Source organism: Ochrobactrum sp. BTU2 (assembly GCF_024539785.1).
GTDB lineage: Bacteria > Pseudomonadota > Alphaproteobacteria > Rhizobiales > Rhizobiaceae > Brucella > Brucella anthropi.
Genome location: NZ_JAHWRG010000002.1, coordinates 60,122 through 78,156, shown reverse-complemented (window position 1 = coordinate 78,156; position 18,035 = coordinate 60,122). Strand labels below are relative to the sequence as shown.

The window sequence follows — 18,035 nt, the reverse complement described above, 5'->3', positions numbered from 1 at the left end:
TGTCTCTTTTGCTTGAAATTGTTTTCGATACGGGAGTGCTAATGTTGAGGGAGTTTTTCAGCTGTCGGTTTTGGTGCGCGCGTCTCTCATCGCATCGCGCAGCACAGCGAAAATGTACGGCTCCAGCGATTGCGCAACGTTGAAGCGCAGGAAACGGCTGGCCGTATGTGACGGGCTGAAGACGTTGCCGGGCGCAAGCACGACGCCTTTGTCCAGAGCATGCCGCGCAATCTGGCCGGAGTCCAGCCCAGCGGGCAATTCGGCCCATAGAAACATGCCGCCTTGCGGCTCGGTCCACAGCGTGAGGCCCTCTGCCTTCAGGCGGCTGGCGATGAGTGTCATCGCATCGGCCAGTTTGGCGCGCAGGCTGTCCACGTGGCGGCGGTAGGCACCATCGGTCAAGAGCGCATGCACAATCTGTTGCGACAACACATTGCCCCCGAAGCTGGTGGCGAGCTTCAGGTCGGTCAGCCCGTCGATCCAGTCGCGACGTCCGGCGATATAGCCGACGCGGGCTGCGGCGGACAGCGTCTTGGAGAAACTGCCAACATGCAGGACGCGGTCGAACCCGTCCAGTTCGGCAAGAAGCGGGGTAGGCGAGGGGTGGAAGTCGCCGAAGATATTATCTTCGACCAGCGTGACGCCATGCGCTTCGGCGAGCTTCAGCAGCCGGTGGGCCGTGGCTGGCGTCATCGAACCGCCGGTCGGGTTATGCAATCCGGCATTGGATATATAGAGTTTCGGCGCGTGTTCGCTGGCTGCTTTCGCAAAGGCTTCGAGGTCCGGGCCGGTATGGGTATAGGGCACACCGATCAGTTTTACACGGTGTGTCAGAAGCACGGCCTGAAAGTTGAAGTAGCAGGGATCATCGACCAGAACCGTATCGCCCGGTTGCAACAGATAACGGCAGATCAGGTCGATGGCCTGCGTGCCGGAATCGGCCAGCAATATTTCTCCGCTCGAAACGTCGATGCCTTGTTCACCGAGTCGGTGAGCAAGGTGCTGGCGCAGGGGCCGGAAACCGAGCGGTTCGCCATAGGTGGCAATATTGCTCCCCTCGTCGCGAGCAACCGCGCGCATCGCCCGGCGGATCGCTTCCTGTGGAAGCCACGTGTCGGGTAGCCATCCGCACCCCGGTTTAAGTGCGGTGTCGTCTGCCTCAAGTGACTGTCGCATGACCCAGAAAGGATCGATCTGGCGCTCCTTGTGCGGTGTGTTGATGGCCAGCGAAAATGGCTGGCGAGCGCGCTCCGAAACATAGAAACCGGCACCGCGGCGCGACTGAATTATGCCTTCCGCCACCAGCCTGTCATAGGCTTCAACGACAGTGGATTTCGAGACATTCATCGCTTCGGCGAGGCGACGGATGGAAGGCAGTCGCGCACCCGGCGCAAGGCTCATCGCCGTAATGCGTCCGCGAATAATGCCCATCACCTTTTCAACGAGCGGCGTCCTGTCGGCGGTAGCGTTTTCATCGCCACGCTCGATTTCTCCGCTTGCGTAAGCAGCTTCTACAGCTTCGAGGCTGCGCAGAAGGCCCGTCGAAATCATCTGTACTATCCCTTGTACCAGTACAGTTTGCCAGAATTGTCCCAAAACTGTCTCTGATTATTCGGGCAGTTCCGCGGCATTGTCTCACGAATCCTTATACGATTTTAGAGAAAGTCGAAAAGACACTATGCGTGAGAATGTTGGGAATAAGACCGCCGGATGGGTCAACGGGTTTTTGGGCGTGTTGATTTTTTCCGGCTCGCTGCCGGCAACACGGCTGGCGGTGATCGATATCGATCCGACGTTTCTGACAATGGCGCGAGCGTCTATCGCGGGACTGCTTGGCATGGCGCTTCTGCTGGCGTTTCGGGAACCTTTTCCCCGCCGCACCGATGCCATCTCGTTGATTGTGGTGGCGCTTGGCGTGGTCGTCGGTTTCCCGCTTCTGACGGGGCTTGCCCTTCAGCACATGACGTCTGCCCACGCGATTGTCTTCATCGGGCTGCTCCCGCTCGCCACGGCAATCTTCGCTGTCCTGCGCGGTGGAGAGCATCCGCGCCCGATGTTCTGGCTGTTTTCAGTGGTTGGAAGCCTCATTGTCGCTTCCTATGCCTATGGGCAGGGAAGCCAGTCCACGCTTCTGGGTGACGTGCTGATGCTCGCTGCCGTTATCGTCTGCGGTCTGGGCTATGCCGAAGGCGCGCAGCTTTCGCGCAGGCTCGGCGGCTGGCAGGTTATCTGCTGGGCGCTGGTGTTCTCGCTGCCGGTCATGCTGCCGCTGAGTGTCTTGACGCGTCCGGAGACATGGGCGGGCATCGGTACGCCAGCCTGGATAAGCCTCGGCTATGTCTCGTTGTTTTCGATGCTGATCGGCTTCTTCTTCTGGTATCGCGGCCTTGCGCAGGGCGGTGCCGCCACTGTCGGCCAGTTACAGCTTCTCCAGCCTTTCTTTGGCCTTATGCTGGCTGCCGGTATTGCGGGGGAACCCGTCAGTATGGGTATGGTCGCGACGGCAGCGGTGGTCGTCGTGTGTGTGGCGGGTGCGAAGAAATTTGCTTAAATAAACGCCCAGACGGTCGTTCGCTTCACTTCAGCGTCTTCAAGGGCGCGGGTGACGGGCACGGTATAGACGGCAAGTTGCTGCAGCCGGTCTTTCGGTAGATAGGCGCGTCCCGGATCGCCGACGACGATACGGGCGCCACGTTCGGCAAGTTTTGAAAACCAGGGAATAAGCCGCTCGGCGAGCGGCTTTTCATAAAAGACATCGCCTGCCAGGATCACATCCCAACCACCGTCCTGCCCGATGAGGTCATCCAATGAGGGGAGCACCGACACGCCATTGGCCGATGCATTGATCTCGATGGCCGGAAGCGCGAAGGGGTCGATGTCCGACGCCAGCACGCTCGACGCGCCTGCCTGCATGGCGGCAATGGCGACAAGGCCGGAACCGGATGCAAAATCGAGTACCGTCTTGTCTTTCACCGTTTCTTGATGATCAAGGATATAGCGTGCCACACCCTGACCACCAGCCCAGGCGAAAGCCCAGAAGGGCGGTGGCAGGCCGATTGTAGCAAGCTCTTCCTCGGTCTTGTGCCAAAGGTCGTGCGCTTCATCGGCCAGATGCAGACGAATTTCCGGCACGTGCGGCGGCGCTTGCAGGCTGGTATTGGCCAGAATGAAATCACGCGCGCTTTTATGTGCCGGATCGAGCATCAGAGCATGTCTCCCTAAAGCGGGAACCGGTTTGGGGATGCAGACATGCTCATGCCAAAGCGCTCTTTGCGTCCAGTCCGCCCATGCGGCAGACTTCGATCCATTCATCTTCCGTCACTGGCTGCACCGAAAGACGCATCGAGGTGACGAGCGCCATCTTCTCTAGCTTCGGATTGGCTTTCACATCTTTCAGCGTTACCGGCTTCGGCATGTCGCGCACAGCTCTGATATCCACGCATTCCCAGCGCGGATCGTCCGTCGTGCTGTCATGATGCGCCAGCGCACAGACCTCGACGATGCCGACGACTTCCAGCCCTTCGTTGGAATGATAGAAGAAGCCCTTGTCGCCCAGTTTCATGGCGCGCATGTTGTTGCGCGCCAGATAATTGCGCACGCCGTCCCATTGCTCGCCTTTTTCGCCACGGGCTTTCTGCATTTCCCATGACCATTTGAACGGTTCGGATTTGAACAGCCAGTAAGCCATCAGTCATGAGCCTCAAGCGTTGGCGGGATTGTTGATCGCCCAATTCCACGGACGCACGGTTACGTTCTGAAACAGGCCTGCCAGTGCGTAAGGATCATTGGCAGCGATCTTTTCTGCTGCCGCCTTGTCGGCAGCTTCGACAACGACCAGACTGCCGTTTGGCTTGCCGTCTTCACCGAGGAAGGGGCCTGCGAACTTCAGCCCGTCACCAAGACCCTTGAGATAGTCGAGATGTGCAGGGCGCGTATCGAGGCGCACTTGCAGATGGTCCGGCTTGTCGTTGCACAGAAGAGCAAAAAGCATTGTCAATGATCCTTTCCGTTCGAGTATGATCTTGTCCGAAAACCGGTTCCCACTTTCGGGATCACGCTCTAGTCCTCGGTTTTGAGTGGTCGGTTGAGCAGAGCCGTCACGGCTTTGTCAATGGTGATGGTACCGTCAAGCAGTGCACCCGTCGCATCGATGATGGGTGCGGAGATAGCATGTTTGCGGCATAGCTCGGCGGCAATCGGTGCGGTCGCCACGCCTTCGGCAAGCGGGCGATTGGTCAGATCCTCGCCGCGTCCGAGTGCCAGCCCGTAGGAGTAATTGCGTGACTGCGACGAAGAGCACGTCAGCATCAGATCGCCAAGGCCGGAAAGCCCCATGATGGTTTCGGGTCTGGCACCCATGGCCTGACCGATACGGCGGAGTTCCGCAAACCCGCGCGTGACGAGAGCGGCCTGCGCGCTTGCGCCGAACCCGCGCCCGACGGCAGCACCGGCAGCAATAGCGAGGACATTTTTCAAAGCACCGCCGATTTCGACCCCTTTGAGATCGGTTGTCGAATAGCATCGGAAGGCTGGACCGGACAAAAGTGCTGCGAGCCGATCGGCAATTGCTGCTTCCTCGCAGGCAACCGTCACGGCGGTCGGAAGCCCTTTGGCGACGTCTGTTGCAAAACTCGGACCGGATAGCGCTGCGATCCGATGGTTCGGCAGAACTTCGGCTACGATTTCCGACATCAGCCGTCCAGTGCTGCGTTCGATCCCTTTCGCGCAGAGCACGACGGGTGCGGTTTGCGGAATAAGACTGCTCAACTGCGAAAGCCCGGCGCGCATGGCCTGCGCGGGAATGACGGCTAGAACGGCATCCGCATGTTCGGCGACAGCAGCCACGTCCGTGCTTGCATTTATAGCGCCGGGAAGTTCGATCTCGCCCAGATAGCGCGGATTGCGGTGTGTCCGGTTGATGGCTTCGACCATCGCCTCGTCGCGGGCATATAGCCATGTATCATGGCCGCTGCTGCATGCCATAGCCGCAAGGGCCGTGCCCCAGGCGCCGCCACCCAGAATAGCAATCTTGCTAGTCTTTTCGCTCATGCCTTGGCTCCACGTCGTCCGGTTCCGATCAGCGGAGCCGACTTCTCGTCAAGCGGCCAGCGCGAGCGTGGTGCAAGATCGAGCGAATCAGGAGCTTCCGTTGCGGCCCGTTCGGCACCGGCCCAGGCAATCATTGCAGCATTGTCGGTGCATAGATCGAGCGGCGGAGCGATGAAGCTGAAACCGTGCCGGGCGCAAAGAGTTTCGAGCGCGGCGCGCAAGGTCTTGTTGGCCGCGACCCCGCCCGCAACGACAAGCGCCGGTGTTTCGCAATCGGGAAATTCGTTTCTGAAACGTTCAAGTGACCGGCCCACCCGGTCGGACAGCGTGTCGGCGACTGCAGCCTGGAAAGAGGCGCAAATATCGGCCACGTCCTGATCCGACAATGGAACCAGTTCTGTTGCCGTCTGGCGCACCGCTGTCTTGAGACCGGAAAAGGAAAAATCGAGCCGTGCTTCGCCCTTCAGCGGTCGCGGCAGGGCGAATCGCTTCGGATTGCCCTGAAGCGCCATACGTTCGACTGCTGGACCGCCCGGATAAGGCAGACCCAAAAGCTTTGCCGTTTTGTCGAAGGCTTCGCCCAGCGCGTCGTCAATAGTGGTGCCGAGGCGTTCGTAGTCGCCAATACCGCGTATCAGCACCATCTGCGTATGACCGCCGGAAACGAGCAGCAGCAGATAAGGAAACGGCAGGCCGTCGGTCAGACGTGCCGTCAATGCATGGCCTTCCAGGTGGTTGACGGCATAAAACGGCTTCTGTGCCGCCATGGCCAGTGCCTTGGCGGTCATCAGCCCGACGATCAGTCCGCCGATCAGCCCCGGTCCTGCCGTGGCGGCCACCGCATCGACGTCGGCAAGCTTCATGTCGGCATCTTCGAGCGCGCGCGCAACCAGCCGGTCTAGCGCTTCGACATGGGCGCGTGCGGCAATTTCCGGCACCACACCGCCATAGGGTTCGTGCTCGGCGATCTGGCTCAAAACCACATTGGACAGAATCCGTCCTTCACCTTGACCGTCACGTTCGACGATTGCGGCGGCTGTTTCGTCGCAACTTGTTTCTATTCCAAGAATGCGCATTTGCGGTTAGACCCTGCCTGTCTCATAATTCATTGAAAAATCCGGTACCATGGACAGCGCAATATGCAAACAGCATCCTTAAAGAATGGCACGTTGAAGATAGGCACGCGGGGCAGCAAGCTTGCTCTCGCCCAGGCTTACGAGACGCGTCGTCGCCTTATGGAGGCACATGGTCTGCCGGAAGAAGCTATTGAAATCATTCCCATGTCGACGGCAGGTGACCGCATTCAGGATCGCGCGCTTTCCGAGATCGGCGGCAAGGGGCTTTTTACCGAAGAGATCGAGCAGGCGCTGACGGATGGTCGAATCGATCTCGCAGTCCATTCGACCAAGGATATGCCGACGGTTCTGCCCGATGGTCTGCATCTTTCTGTTTTCCTTGAGCGCGAAGATCCGCGCGATGCCTTTATCGGTCGTACGGCTTCCCGCCTCCTTGATTTGCCGCAGGGTGCAACTGTTGGATCGTCATCATTGCGCCGTCAGGCCCTGATCCGCCGTCTTCGTCCCGACATTCAAGTGGTGATTTTCCGCGGCAATGTCGATACTCGCCTTCGCAAACTGGAAGCCGGAGAAGTCGACGGGACGTTTCTCGCCTGTGCGGGATTGCGACGTTTGGGGCTAGGCGATGTCATTACCGACCTGGCCGATCCGGAAAGCTTCCCGCCTGCGCCGGGACAAGGTGCCATCGGCATCGAGACCCGTATCGGCGATACGCGTATCGACACGCTGCTGGCGCCCCTTGCGCATCGCGAGACTGGTATTGCACTTGCCTGCGAACGGGCATTTCTGGCTGCCCTGGACGGTTCCTGCCGCACGCCGATTGCCGGTCTTGCAACCGTGAACGGCGATACGGTTTCCTTCCACGGCATGATTTTGAAGCCGGACGGGTCTGAAGCGCACGAGATAAAGACGGAAGGTCCGGCATCGAATGCTGCCGCCATCGGCACGGAAGCCGCGGAGCATCTGCGCGCGAAGGCTGGTCCCCAATTCTTCGAGGGCTGGGAGTAGATTTGGCGGGGCCAGCACAAATCGCATCTCTTGGTCGCGTTCTGGTGACGCGGCCACAGCCGGCTGGCTCCGAAACCGCCGCCAAACTGGCGTCGAGGGGCTATGAGCCGGTTCTCCTTCCACTGAGCCGAACCGTTGCGCTTTCCTTTGCTCTGCCCGATGGCCCGTTTGCGGCTTTGACAGTGACGAGCGCCAATGCCTTTCACCATATCGACACGGAGCGGCTGAAGCCGTTTCTTGGCCTGCCGCTCTTTGCTGTGGGACAGGGAACAGCGCAGGCAGCGCAGAAGGCCGGGTTCGGTCATGTGATCGACGGGGGCGGTGATGCGGTTCGTCTTGCAGCGACGATGCGGCGCGATCTTCCCGAACAATCCCGTGTTCTTTATCTCGCCGGACGGGTGCGCCAACCGGTGTTCGAGGACGAGATACAGGCCGCCAAACTCGATATGCATGTTGCCGATGTCTATGACACGGAGACAATTCCTTATTCTGCGTCAGCACTTCGGAATGTGCTTGACGGCGCGCCTTTTGTCGCGGTCATGCTCTATTCCGGCGTTGCCGCGACGAGCTTCGTCGAAGCGATGCATGAAATCGCGCCGCCTTTTGACGAGAAAACGCGGTTTTTATGCATTTCTGCCCGTGTGGCCGACCGGTTGCCGTCGCTCTGGCGGGCAAATGCGCTTGTCGCAGACCACCCGGATGAAGGCGGACTTTTCCGGCTGTTTGCCAAACTTTGACTCATTTCGGCGCAACCTTCCTTCATCTGGCGATTTTATCTGTTAGAGTTTGAGGCAACCAATCGGCATTTACGAGAGGATCCATGGCGAAACCCGGCACTCCGCGACATTCCAAATCGGCCCGTAATCCTGTGACAATCAATCTTGATCCATCGGATGTGAAGCGGGTTGACGAACCGGCGAAGGCGACGCCAGATGCGGAGCCGGTGGGAAATTTCTCAAAATCTGAAAACCCAAAACCGGAAACCCCGAAGCCTGCATCACCCAAACCCGAAGCGACGGCTGCCGAAAAGACCGTGAAGACGGAAACGCCGGAAAGTTCGACTTATACCAAACCTCCTTTTACCTCGGGCGTGAAACCAGAAACCCAGCAGACTGCGCAAAAGAGCGGTGCGGGCGCGTCGCATCTTCTGGCCGGTATTGCTGGTGGTGTAATCGGGCTTGGCGGTTTGCTGGCTCTGCAATGGGGCAATGTTATCCCCTCTCCGGGCGCGAGAGTGACAGCGGAACAGCTTGCGCATATGGAACAGCAGATCGCCGACTTGCGGACCAATCCGACACCGGCGCCGCTTGACGATACAAGCCGCGCGCAGCTTGCGGCTCTGGAAAAGAATGTTCAGGCAGCCGAGATCAAGGCAGAGGCGGTGGCAGGTTCCTTCGCCGATCTTCAGCAGCAATTTGCCGCCTTGCCGAAAGAGGCTGAGCAGGACGCGGCAGTCGATACCACTGCTCTGACCGAGCGGCTGGACGCGCTGGAAAGCAAGCTTTCAGCGACACAGAACCGGGCGGACGAGGCGACAGCCGGAGTTTCGGGAAACAGCGGCACGATTTCATCGCTCGAATCGAAGCTGACCTCCTTGCAGGAGAAGGTCACCCAGGCTTCACGCCAGCCCGATGCGACGGCGCTTATAGCGGCCAATGCGCTGAAGACGGCGATTGATCGTGGTGGTTCTTTCAAAGCGGAACTGGACACTTACGCTTCGGTTACACCGAACGAGGCATCCATCGAACAGCTGCGCGCCCACGCTGACAAGGGCGTTCCGACCGTTGCCGACCTGAATGCGTGGTTCGGTGCTGTTGCGAACCGGATCGTCGCGACGGAAAACAAGCTGCCTGCCGATGCCGGAATTTGGGATCAGCTTGTCGCCAGCGCCAGAGGACTGGTAAGCGTGCGCCCGGTTGCGGGCAATGTCACCGGCACTGGTGTCGGACCGATCACGGCCCGAATGGAGGCCGCCTTGCAGGCGGGTGATCTGGAGCGTGCTCTCAGCGAATGGGAACAGTTGCCTGCTGATGCCAAGGCTACCTCGCAGGAATTCGCTGATCAGATTCGGGCGCGGCGTGACGCTGATGCACTGGTGCAGCGCCTCGTTGCCGACAGCTTGAAACCCAAATCGACTATGGGCGAAACCGGCGAGGCTCCGGCCTCTTCCGGTCAGTAGGAGGCGGGCCGATGCTGCGTGTCCTGTTCTATTTCGTCGTCGTTGCCGCGCTTGGTTTCGGCTTTGCCTGGCTTGCGGACCGTCCGGGTGAACTTGATGTCACTTTTGCGGGCAATCATTACAATGTGCCGCTGATAACCGCTGTTGCGGGGATCGTTGCCATCGTCGCGGCCATGCTGATCCTGTGGTGGCTGGTCAAGAGCATCATCCAGTCACCTTACACGCTGCGCAGGCATTTTCGTGCGCGCAAGCGTGATCGCGGTTATCAGTCGCTTTCAACCGGATTGATTGCAGCCGGGGCCGGCGATGCGGAAGCAGCGCGCCGCATGACCAAGCAGGCCGGCAAATTGCTGAGTTCCGATCAGGAGCCGCTGATAAAGCTTCTCGAAGCGCAGACCGCTATGCTGGAAGGGCGCACGGAAGATGCCCGCAAAGGCTTCGAAGCGATGGTGGATGATCCCGAGACACGGTTGCTCGGTTTGCGCGGGCTTTACATCGAAGCCCAGCGCGTTGGCGCTCTCGATGCCGCACGCCATTATGCCGCCGAAGCCGCGAGCCAAGCGCCGCAGCTTGAATGGGCCTCGTCAGCCATGATGGGCCAGCTTTGTGCCGAGGGCGACTGGGATGCGGCGCTGAAGCTTGTCGATGCACGCAAACAGGCACTCGCCCATAGCAAGGATGTGGTGAAGAAAGAACGCGCTGCGCTTTTGACCGCCAAGGCGATGGCAGTCGCTGATGTTGATCATGCGCAGGCAAAGGCGCTGGCACTGGAGGCAAACAAGCTGACACCCGATCTGGTGCCTGCTGCCGTGGTTGCCGCGCGTGCGCTTTTTTCCGATGGCGATATGCGAAAAGGTTCGAAAATTCTGGAAGCGGCATGGAAACGGTTTCCGCATCCAGACATTGCTTCGACGTATGTCTACGCCCGGTCAGGTGATACGGCTCAGGACCGTTTGAAGCGCGCAAGGCATCTCGTCTCGTTGCGTTCCAACAATGCCGAGGGCAGTCTTGCTCTGGCACGCGCTGCCTATGAGGCGGGTGATTATCGCCTTGCCCGCGACAATGCCGAACAGGTTCTGCGCGCTTCGCCACGCGAAAGCGCCTATCTGTTGCTTGCCGATATTGAAGAAGCTGAAACGGGTGATCAGGGCAAGGTTCGTGAATGGCTGGCGCGGGCCGTCAAGGCGCCGCGTGATCCCGCGTGGACTGCCGACGGTTATGTTTCAGAACAATGGTCGCCTGTATCGCCGGTTACGGGACGCCTCAACAGCTTCGAGTGGAAGGTTCCCGTCGTGGAACTTGCTCCAGCCATTGAAGCGGAAAAACCTGAAATCAAAGGCCCGGTGGAAGCAAAGCCGGGCAATCCGCTGGTTCTTGCAGAGCCGAAAGACAAGGCTGGCGTAGTGGATGCATCAGCCGTCGTGGAGAGAAAGTCGCCTGTTCGCGATGTTGAGGAGGCTGAAGTCATCGTGCCTGCCGCCGAGCCGGTCAAGGTATCGCCAGCCCCTTCGGTAAAAAAGGTCGAGGAGGTGAAGCCGCCTGTTCCAAATGTGGTCGCGACTGATGACGATATGGAGGACGAGCCGCGTCGTGCGCATCTGGTGGTGGACGATCCGGGTGTCGACGAAAACAAGCCTTCGCAAAAAGCCCAGAGCGGATTGAGGCTTTTCTGATCAGGCTTCCGGGAAATCGTTGCCGAAAAACAACGCAGCCCATCTCTTGGACGGTAAACGGTCGCGCAAGACTGTTTACCGTCTTGCGTGGCGCATTCAGCTCGTTACCTTCGATGTTGCTAACAAAGATGCCGGAATCGCCGTAACGGCTGGCAAGTCGCAAACATGGCAGCGAGGGTGAATGTTCGATCGTCTTCTGGATTTTTTAAAAGAGCTTCCCGCCAACGGTTTTCGTGACCGGAGCGAAAAATTTTCCAATGATGATCCACGACTGGCCGCCGCCGCTTTGCTTTATCACATCATGGATGCCGACGGCGAAACGCGGGAAAGCGAGCGTAAGAAGCTTTCTTCGATGCTGTCGCAGAAATATGGCCTTAAAGGCGACAGTCTGAAACAACTCATACAGGCGGCGGAAAAGGCCGATCAGGAAGCTATTGACCTTTCGGATTTCACTTCGGTTCTGAAGCGGCAGCTTGATTATCAGGCTCGCCTCGACCTGATCGGACTGATGTGGGAAATGGTCTACGCCGACGGCAAGGTGAGCGAAGTCGAGGCCGACGTAATGTGGCGCGTGGCGGAACTCGTTGGCATCCGGCAGGACGACCGGAATGCCATTCAGGATCGCATGGACAAGGCGAATCGTAGCACGTCCGCCTCCTGATCACCTCTGATTTGAGAGATCAAGTCCGTCCCTGCAGGTGACGGGCCTTGCGCAATTGCGGGAACATTGCCGCCCAGGCAACAGCAACGGCGATCGATCCCAATCCACCGATGACGACAGCGGGAACAGCGCCGATGGCCGCAGCCATCAGGCCGGCGCGAAACTCGCCCAGTTCATTCGATGCACCGACAAAGACCATGTTGACGGCATTGACACGACCGCGCACGTGATCGGGCGTCCAGAGCTGCATAAGCGTTTCACGGATATAGACGCTGATCATGTCAGCGGCACCTGCAAGTGCCAGAGCAATGACCGACAGCCATGTCAGGGTCGAGACACCGAAGATAATATTGAATAGACCGAACAGGCCGACGAAGATGAACATCACGCGACCTGCATGGTCGCGGATCGGGTGTCCGGCAAGCCAGACGGCGGTCAGAACAGCGCCGATACCGGGAGCGGATCGCAGCAGGCCGAGGCCCCAAGGACCGAGATCGAGGATGTCGCGCGCATAAATCGGCAGCAGCGCCACCGTTCCGCCAAGGAGAACGGCAAAGAGGTCGAGCGAGATGGCGCCAAGGACGATCTTTTCCTTCCAGATGTAGCGGAAGCCAGCGAGCATGCTTGTCAGCGAGCGCTGCTCGGCAAGCGTGTGCTGTTTGGGCTTTGGAATGGAAAAGATCAGCACGGAGCCAATCAGCAAGAACAGTGTGGCGACGGAATAGGCTGCAACCGGCGAAACGCCATAGAGCAGACCACCTGCGACAGGTCCCACGATTGTTGCCACCTGCCATGCAGATGAATTCCACGAAACGGCGTTGGCGAAATCCTCGGTCGGCACGAGATTGACGACCAGCGATGCTGAGGAGGGTCCGAGAAATGCGCGCGCAACGCCGAAAAGTGTGAGTGAGGCAAAGACCGTCAGGGGCTCGAACAGACCGGCGAGCGTCAGACCGAGCAGCAGTGCTGTCACCACGCTTTCCAGGATAAGTGACAAGCCCATGATGAAGCGTCTGCCGAAGCGGTCGGCAGCAGCACCGGTTACGAGAACCAGCAACAGGGCCGGTAGAAATTGCACCAGTCCGACCATGCCCAGATTGAAGGCGTCGCGGGTGAGGTCATAAATCTGCCAGCCCACTGACACACTCACGATTTGCACCGCAAATGCGCTCAGGAAACGGGCGCCCCAGTATTTTTTGAAGGCAGAGTGCCGGAAAGCTGCGTAACGATCCGCAGAAGAAGCATCGGTAGAGGGGGACATTGCTCATAACATCTGGAGCATTTCCAGCAAAAGTGCGAAGCAGCTTTGCGTCGGATAATGCGTTACAACAAGAAGATAGATGTTACTTACAGCATCCTTCCCATGATCGGAACCATTTTTTGTGCGGCTCTGTTCGAGACGATTGCAAAAGAGTCCTGAAAGCAAGAAAGGCCGGAATGAACCGGCCTTTCATTGTTGTCGTTCTGGATCAATCCTTGCCGAGCAGGCCTTTCCAGATGATCGCGCCGATCGCTGCGCCGACGAGCGGCGCAACCCAGAACAGCCAGAGCTGGCTGAGTGCTGCTGTATCGGCGAAGAGAGCAACGCCGGTCGAGCGGGCCGGATTTACCGACGTATTGGTGACCGGGATCGAAATCAGATGGATCAGGGTGAGACCGAGACCGATGGCAATCGGAGCAAAACCAGCTGGAGCCAGCGACGAGGTGGAGCCCAGAATGATGATAAGGAAGAAGGCCGTCAGGATAACCTCGATGAGCAGGCCCGCCATCATGCTGTAGCCGCCCGGTGAAAGTTCACCATAGCCGTTGGAAGCGAGGCCGCCGGCGGAGAAGCCTTCCTTGCCCGAGGCGATAAGGAAGAGAACTGCTGCAGCCGCAATGGCTCCCAGAACCTGCGCAACCCAGTAAGGGATCAGGTCCTTGGCTGGAAGACGACCAGCCACCATGAGGCCCAAGGAGACAGCCGGGTTGAAATGGCCGCCGGAAATGCCGCCCACAGCATAAGCCATGGTCAGGACAGTCAAACCGAAGGCGAGAGCAACGCCGAGAAAGCCGATGCCCAGTTCAGGGAAGGCTGCGGCGAGGATTGCGCTGCCGCAGCCCCCGAAAACAAGCCAGAATGTTCCGAAAAATTCAGCCGACAATTTGTTCAGCATGGAAATCCCCAGGGTTGGTGTAGTGAAAAATGCCATATGCGAATCATTTAGCAAGAAGCATATAATCGTCTTTTTCTTCGGACAATCATGTTTAACTTGATTGGAGGCTTTTGTTCTCTGTGGATTTTTCCCGTCATTTCAGTAAACGAAAAAGCTATTCTTCGTATATTCGTGTTTGCTTTTATATCTCTTCTAAATTGGGTTTCGATGGATAGTAAGAGTTGGTCGGCTGGGCTTTTTTAAAAGCTGTCGATCCCGCTCAGCTATATTGCGGAGAAGGGCGGCGGCACGTTATAAGCGCAGATGTCGAACGGGCGACGCTGGCCAATGCAAGATCGATTGGCAGGGATTTCGCGGGGCAGATTGGAGTTGTCAGCCTTGAACACTCATCGTGGGACGAAAACACAAAGGCTTGTTCTAAATGCCGTTAGGGTCGTTCCGATTGTTGCGGCGCTATCCGGCTGCACGGCAACTGCGTGGACGGAAAAGGTGAAGATCGACAGCACGCCAATGCCAACCGAATGCACGGGCTGGCAGAAGATCGATCTCAAACAGCGCACGACGCTGGTTCTTTTACGCGAAGACCCGCGCCTTGTGGTCGATATCGATGCGCATAATCTCAAAGGGCGCAATCTCGGTTGCTGGCAGTAGCCGGAGGCGCCAGGCTAGTTTTTTGGATCGGCCTTGCTAGGCCGGGGTGGCCAATCGCACATCGACTTTCTCGATGGTGCCGCGCAGCGCCGGAAGCATCGTTTCGAAGTCGATATATGCACCCGGTTTCAGCATTGCTTCACCAGGAGCCAGACGGCGTTCGCGTTTGCTGCCGTCGCTATAGGTGATCATGACGATCAGCGGCGGCGTGGCGCGTTCTTCGGATGTGGTGTTCCGGATGCGGCCGCCGACACTCAGAATCTTGCCCTTGTCATGCATTCCGACGCTGGTTTTGAGATCAGTAAGCTGAAGTGCCGAAATGAGCGGCAAGGTTGGCTGCCCGCCGGAAAGAGGTTTGCCAGCAAGCAGTGTATATCCGCCCGCTATCCAGAAAGCGGTTGTCGCGCAAAGAGCGACGAAAACCCAATATCCGAATCCCGGCCATCCGCTGGGAAGACTTGTTTCGGACATCAGCTTGCGTGGGGCGAGCGGCTTCTGCGGAATGCCGTACGAGAGGAATTTCCGGGGTGATGACCCCGGAAAGATGGTTTCGAATTCGGCGTCTTCAATCAGTCCAGCATCGGAAGCAAACCATGTCGCGCGATGGTTTTCACGCGAAGGCGCGCGCGACATCTGCGCTGTCGATGGTTGTTTCGCCATCATGCCGTCATCTTCCTTTGCGTTTTTCGCCCCTTCGACCGGTGCCACACACTGGCTCATAATGGTTAATGCTTCATGGCCGCAGCCTCGGTCACGCATTTTTTTAAGGCTCGTTCGAGCGGAATTAACGCAACATTAACCATAGAGGATAAAGGTCGATCTGATATCGATGTCATCCGTGCGTCGTTCAACGTGCGGACAATTGAAGAGAAACAGCCCGGTGATACGTTTCGAGAATGTCGGCCTGCGATATGGAATGGGTCCTGAGATCCTGCGCGATGTCAGTTTCCATATTCCGCCGCGTTCATTCCAGTTTTTGACCGGCCCTTCCGGGGCAGGAAAAACGTCGCTCATGCGCCTTCTTTTCATGGCCCTGAAGCCGACGCGCGGTCTTATCAATATTTTCGGCAAGGATGTTGCGCGGCTCAATCATGCGGAAATTCCGCTTCTGCGCCGTCGTATTGGCATCGTGTTCCAGGATTTCCGCCTGCTCGACCATATGACCACCTATGAGAATGTGGCGCTTCCACTGCGCGTGCGCGGAAAGGAAGAGGCAACCTATCGTCATGAGGTGGAGGAACTTCTGCATTGGGTCGGGCTCGGCGACCGCATGAATGTGCTGCCGCCGGTTCTTTCAGGCGGTGAGAAGCAGCGCGCAGCGATTGCGCGCGCGCTCATTGATCAGCCGGAACTTCTTCTGGCCGACGAACCGACCGGCAATGTCGATCCGCCGCTTGCGAAGCGTCTGCTGCGCCTTTTCACCGAGCTGAACCGTTCGGGCACGGCTGTGATTATCGCGACCCACGACCTTTCCCTGATGGAGCAGGTGGATGCGCGACGCATGATCCTCGAACATGGGCGGCTGGACATCTATGATTGATGCAAAGAACGCCTGGCGACGTACGTTGGATGACATCCGGGTCCGTTTCGAAGACCTCAAGGACATGCTGCTCGTTCGTATAGGCAAACGCCGGAAGCGTCAGGGACCGAGTCCCATCGTGCCTGATGGCAGCGTAACGGGAACCGCACTTGTCATCGTGATCGCGATCATGACCTTTCTTGCCTGCCTGACGATGGGCGGCGTGACGCTCGTTCGCGCCTCGGCCGCTGCCTGGCAGAGCCAGATAGCTCGCGAAGCCACGATCCAGATCCGGCCTGTCGACGGGCAGGATATGGAAAAGGCGCTGGCTCAGGCCAGCGAAATCGCGCGTGGTTTTGCCGGTGTGAAAGGCACCAGCATCATCGACAAGGATGCGACCGCCCGGTTGCTCGAACCATGGCTCGGTAGTGGCCTTAACATCGATGAATTGCCTGTGCCGCGTCTTGTCGTCGTTACGATCGATGAAAATGCGCCACCTGATTTCGAAACCATGCGGACTGAAATCACCCGCGCCATTCCGGCTGCGACCTTCGATGATCACCGCACCTGGGTCGACCGTCTCGTCTCCATGGCGCATACGACGGTGTTCGTCGGCACAGGCGTTCTCTCGCTTGTGATCGCTGCGACCGTTCTAACCGTTATCTTTGCCACGCGCGGTGCGATGTCCGGCAATGGCCATATTATCGAGGTTCTGCATTTCATCGGCGCGGAATCGAAATTCGTGGCGCGCGAGTTTGAATGGCACTTCTTCCGCACAGCACTGAAAGGCGCACTGTGCGGTGGCGCGGCGGCAATGCTAGTCTTCCTGATGTTTTCCTGGTGGGCGTCGAGCCATATGGCTACACCTGAAGGCGATCAGGCTGCCGCCATGTTCGGCAATTTCGCCATCGGGCGCGATGGCTATATCGGCGCTGCCGTCATCATTATTCTGGTCAGTTTCCTGACCATGCTGACCAGCCGCCTGACGGTGATCCGCCAGCTTGCAACCATGGACGGTCCGGGAGTGCGCTCCGAATGAAGACCTTTTCCGATATAGGCGCTTTCCGGACAAGATTTTCGTCCGCTTCTCCGACTTCTCGCCGCAATGCTGGCTATGATGGAAGAAGAGATGGTATGCGAATCCCGCAAGCGCTATCGGGCGGGCACCGGTCGAGTGACGATGCAGTGGCACAGAGGCAGACAGCAAACGGGTTTTCTTCAGGAGATGTGGTCTGGCGCCGCAGCCGGAATGGCGCTCACCTGCAATCTCTTGCACTTGCCTCCGGCAATTTCCTATGGTCTGTCATGATGCGCATGTTCAGACGTCTCCAGCCCGTTTCCATCGTTCTGTTTGTTATTCTTCTGGCGTTTCTCGTCGGCTTCGTCGCGTTCGGTGAAAAGGTCACTAGCATGCAGCCGCCGGCTATCGACGAGCCCGCTGATGCCATCATCGTTCTCACCGGTGGCCAGTCCAGAATTCAGGCTGCGGTCGATCTTCTGAAGGACAAGCGAGGAAAGCGGCTTCTGATCAGTGGTGTTCATCCGGCGACCAATGAAAAGGCACTGCAGCGTGCGACCCATGCCGACCAGAGTCTCTTCGATTGCTGTGTCGATCTCGACCGGTCGGCGCTCAACACCATTGGCAACGCGACCGAAAGCGAACGCTGGATTCGTACCAACAACTATCGTCGCGTGATCCTGGTCACCAACAACTACCATATTCCGCGCAGCACGCTGGAAATGTCCTATCGCATGAAGGATGTGGAATTCATTCCCTATCCGGTCGTGAACGGGGACCGCCGCGAACATAGCTGGGTTTCCGAAGGCGACACATTGCGCGTGCTCTTCATCGAATATGTGAAATATCTTGGCGCCGCTGTCCGTGTGGGTACGACCGAACTGTTCGGAACGCAGACCAATCAGAGTGTAACGACCGAGAATTGATCTTGCTGCCGGATTACGATTTCCTGATGGAAATGGCCGTTCTTCCTGATATATCGATGCCGTCACTTTCTGCAGAAAGTCCAGAATTCGTGCGTGATCGTTTACCGGAAGTCGGGAAC

Annotated in this window: 19 protein-coding genes; 10 read left to right on the top strand and 9 right to left on the bottom strand. The window is 58.1% G+C overall.

The window, feature by feature from the left end:
- Positions 1-57 precede the first annotated feature (57 nt).
- Positions 58-1,551, bottom strand: coding sequence for a PLP-dependent aminotransferase family protein (locus KWJ32_RS05075; RefSeq protein ID WP_012091154.1), 1,494 nt, complete (start codon positions 1,549-1,551; stop codon positions 58-60).
- Between the two features lie 127 nt (positions 1,552-1,678).
- Between KWJ32_RS05075 and KWJ32_RS05070 the strand changes: the two genes are divergently transcribed.
- Positions 1,679-2,551: a DMT family transporter gene (locus KWJ32_RS05070; protein ID WP_012091155.1), complete on the top strand. Its 873-nt coding sequence runs from the start codon at positions 1,679-1,681 to the stop codon at positions 2,549-2,551.
- Here the strand turns inward: KWJ32_RS05070 and KWJ32_RS05065 are convergent.
- The 5 genes from KWJ32_RS05065 to tsaD form a co-directional block, all read right to left on the bottom strand.
- Positions 2,548-3,204, bottom strand: coding sequence for a methyltransferase (locus KWJ32_RS05065; protein WP_012091156.1), 657 nt, complete (start codon positions 3,202-3,204; stop codon positions 2,548-2,550). The genes KWJ32_RS05070 and KWJ32_RS05065 overlap by 4 nt on opposite strands.
- Before the next feature lie 49 nt (positions 3,205-3,253).
- Positions 3,254-3,688, bottom strand: a complete 435-nt coding sequence (locus KWJ32_RS05060; protein WP_010657556.1) for an EVE domain-containing protein — start codon at positions 3,686-3,688, stop codon at positions 3,254-3,256.
- Positions 3,689-3,700: 12 nt separating this feature from the next.
- Complete coding sequence (locus KWJ32_RS05055) at positions 3,701-3,991, bottom strand: YciI-like protein (protein ID WP_010657555.1); 291 nt, start codon at positions 3,989-3,991, stop codon at positions 3,701-3,703.
- A gap of 68 nt (positions 3,992-4,059) precedes the next feature.
- Positions 4,060-5,049 carry an NAD(P)H-dependent glycerol-3-phosphate dehydrogenase gene (locus KWJ32_RS05050; RefSeq protein ID WP_012091157.1) on the bottom strand — a complete coding sequence of 330 codons (990 nt, stop codon included), beginning with the start codon at positions 5,047-5,049 and terminating at the stop codon, positions 4,060-4,062.
- Entirely contained in the window at positions 5,046-6,125 is a 1,080-nt protein-coding gene (gene tsaD, locus KWJ32_RS05045; RefSeq protein WP_012091158.1) for a tRNA (adenosine(37)-N6)-threonylcarbamoyltransferase complex transferase subunit TsaD, read from the bottom strand. The genes KWJ32_RS05050 and tsaD overlap by 4 nt, the downstream gene beginning before the upstream one ends.
- Positions 6,126-6,188: 63 nt before the next feature.
- Here tsaD and hemC point away from each other — a divergent pair, with 63 nt between their 5' ends.
- The 5 genes from hemC to KWJ32_RS05020 all read left to right on the top strand — a co-directional run bounded on the left by hemC (position 6,189) and on the right by KWJ32_RS05020 (position 11,646).
- A complete protein-coding gene (gene hemC, locus KWJ32_RS05040) occupies positions 6,189-7,133 on the top strand; it encodes a hydroxymethylbilane synthase (protein ID WP_012091159.1) in 945 nt (314 codons plus the stop codon).
- A gap of 2 nt (positions 7,134-7,135) precedes the next feature.
- Entirely contained in the window at positions 7,136-7,870 is a 735-nt protein-coding gene (locus tag KWJ32_RS05035; protein WP_012091160.1) for a uroporphyrinogen-III synthase, read from the top strand.
- Positions 7,871-7,953: 83 nt separating this feature from the next.
- Entirely contained in the window at positions 7,954-9,312 is a 1,359-nt protein-coding gene (locus tag KWJ32_RS05030) for a mitofilin family membrane protein (RefSeq protein ID WP_012091161.1), read from the top strand.
- Positions 9,313-9,323: 11 nt separating this feature from the next.
- Positions 9,324-10,985, top strand: coding sequence for a heme biosynthesis protein HemY (locus tag KWJ32_RS05025; protein WP_012091162.1), 1,662 nt, complete (start codon positions 9,324-9,326; stop codon positions 10,983-10,985).
- Between the two features lie 181 nt (positions 10,986-11,166).
- Positions 11,167-11,646 carry a TerB family tellurite resistance protein gene (locus tag KWJ32_RS05020; protein ID WP_012091163.1) on the top strand — a complete coding sequence of 160 codons (480 nt, stop codon included), beginning with the start codon at positions 11,167-11,169 and terminating at the stop codon, positions 11,644-11,646.
- A gap of 19 nt (positions 11,647-11,665) precedes the next feature.
- Here the strand turns inward: KWJ32_RS05020 and KWJ32_RS05015 are convergent, their stop codons facing one another.
- Positions 11,666-12,907 carry an MFS transporter gene (locus KWJ32_RS05015; RefSeq protein ID WP_012091164.1) on the bottom strand — a complete coding sequence of 414 codons (1,242 nt, stop codon included), beginning with the start codon at positions 12,905-12,907 and terminating at the stop codon, positions 11,666-11,668.
- Positions 12,908-13,115: 208 nt separating this feature from the next.
- The gene (gene aqpZ / locus KWJ32_RS05010) at positions 13,116-13,802 is read right to left on the bottom strand and encodes an aquaporin Z (protein ID WP_010657546.1); all 687 of its coding nucleotides are present in this window, start codon (positions 13,800-13,802) and stop codon (positions 13,116-13,118) included.
- Positions 13,803-14,180: 378 nt separating this feature from the next.
- Between aqpZ and KWJ32_RS05005 the strand changes: the two genes are divergently transcribed.
- Positions 14,181-14,453 (top strand): hypothetical protein, encoded by a 273-nt coding sequence (locus KWJ32_RS05005; protein ID WP_029929715.1) that lies wholly within the window; start codon positions 14,181-14,183, stop codon positions 14,451-14,453.
- A 36-nt stretch (positions 14,454-14,489) separates the two neighbouring features.
- Here KWJ32_RS05005 and KWJ32_RS05000 read toward each other — a convergent pair whose 3' ends face one another.
- Positions 14,490-15,116 carry a hypothetical protein gene (locus KWJ32_RS05000; RefSeq protein ID WP_012091166.1) on the bottom strand — a complete coding sequence of 209 codons (627 nt, stop codon included), beginning with the start codon at positions 15,114-15,116 and terminating at the stop codon, positions 14,490-14,492.
- A gap of 253 nt (positions 15,117-15,369) precedes the next feature.
- Between KWJ32_RS05000 and ftsE the strand changes: the two genes are divergently transcribed.
- From ftsE to KWJ32_RS04985, 3 genes are read left to right on the top strand one after another with little or no spacing between them, the layout of a single operon-like run.
- Positions 15,370-15,993 carry a cell division ATP-binding protein FtsE gene (gene ftsE, locus KWJ32_RS04995; RefSeq protein ID WP_029375806.1) on the top strand — a complete coding sequence of 208 codons (624 nt, stop codon included), beginning with the start codon at positions 15,370-15,372 and terminating at the stop codon, positions 15,991-15,993.
- Positions 15,968-17,011 (top strand): ABC transporter permease, encoded by a 1,044-nt coding sequence (locus KWJ32_RS04990; RefSeq protein ID WP_012091168.1) that lies wholly within the window; start codon positions 15,968-15,970, stop codon positions 17,009-17,011. Before ftsE ends, KWJ32_RS04990 begins: the two co-directional genes overlap by 26 nt.
- Complete coding sequence (locus tag KWJ32_RS04985) at positions 17,008-17,916, top strand: YdcF family protein (RefSeq protein WP_012091169.1); 909 nt, start codon at positions 17,008-17,010, stop codon at positions 17,914-17,916. The genes KWJ32_RS04990 and KWJ32_RS04985 overlap by 4 nt, the downstream gene beginning before the upstream one ends.
- Positions 17,917-18,035 lie beyond the last annotated feature (119 nt).